The following is a 1,138-nucleotide window of genomic DNA, read 5'->3' as shown; positions in this document are numbered from 1 at the left end:
GGCGGCGGCGTGGGCGGCGGGGCCTGCGTGCCGGTACCCACAGCCTTCGGATCATCGACCCCGGTCTGGTACCCCGTGGACGTGTCCAGATCAACCGGTTTCGACTCCACCGGCACGACCGGCGTTCCGTCCGCCGTGAAATCGGTGCGAGGCACCTGCAACCGGGGCTGATTCACGTGGCGACTCGCCACGAGCCCGAGCGCGCTCGCGGCCGATCCCCCTGCCCCCGAAAGCGTCCCGGAAAGAAGGTCCGCACCGAGATTACTGGGGTCGTAGTACCCATCGACCATCAAGCTGGAAAGCCCACCGAAGAGCCCCTCCGTGCCGGTCTCCAGCACGGGCCGCGTCAGCAGGTCGGTCAGCAGAACACGGGTGGTATCCGACACACCGAGCTTGCTGACGGCACCGCCGACAGCGCCAGCGAACCGGCCCAACGCCGGCCCGGCCACCGTGCTGAGGAACGCCACCGCCCCCGCGTACGCCGCCTGCTTACCGATCACCGCCCAGTTCACCCCGGACTGCAGACCATCGGTCATCATGGACACCTGGGCCAGCAGCGCAGAACCCGGCATGAACAGCATCTGCATAGCCGTGCTGCTCGCCGCCGACCGGACCAACGCCGAACGCAGGATCGCCTGGATGATGGTCCGTGTCTGGGCGACGTGTGCCGCCGCCCCCACAGGATTCCAGAACCACATCGCGGCGGCGACGGCAAACTCGGCCATCATGAAGGCGAACATGGCGGCCGCCGTACGCTTGCCGGCCTCCGTCTCGAGGAAGAAATCCCCCATCGCCTCGACCGCGGCGATCATCAGGTCGGCCGTCTCGGCCATCTTCTTCACGAACGGGACGGTCTGGGCCACGAACCGGTCGAAGGCCTCGCCCTCCCCCGCCTCCCGGACCGCCCTGATCGTCTGCTCCAGCAACGGACCCAGCACGGTACGCACCCGATGCGCCAGCATTTCGAGCGTGCTCGTGTCCTGCCACAACAGCGGCAGCTTCGCCCGGGACAGTCTGTACCCGGTGAACGCTTCCAAAGCCCGCATCGAGCTCTCACTGAGCTCAAGGGTCGGAACGGCGGCGGCGGCCAACGCGCAACGCTCCTTCCCTGCCCCCAATCAGGGGCACCCAGTGCGAA

1 protein-coding gene is annotated in these 1,138 nt (G+C 67.9%); it reads right to left on the bottom strand.

All coding sequences use genetic code 11. The features are described 5' to 3' along the window. A partial coding sequence (locus tag V6U90_RS33495) for a hypothetical protein (RefSeq protein WP_334445206.1) occupies nt 1-1,091 on the bottom strand: 1,091 nt, incomplete at its 3' end. Nucleotides 1,092-1,138 lie beyond the last annotated feature (47 nt).

The organism is Micromonospora sp. CPCC 206060, from assembly GCF_036906895.1.
GTDB lineage: Bacteria > Actinomycetota > Actinomycetes > Mycobacteriales > Micromonosporaceae > Micromonospora.
Note: the sequence above shows the minus strand (reverse complement) of the source record. Positions and strands in the feature narration are given on the sequence as shown.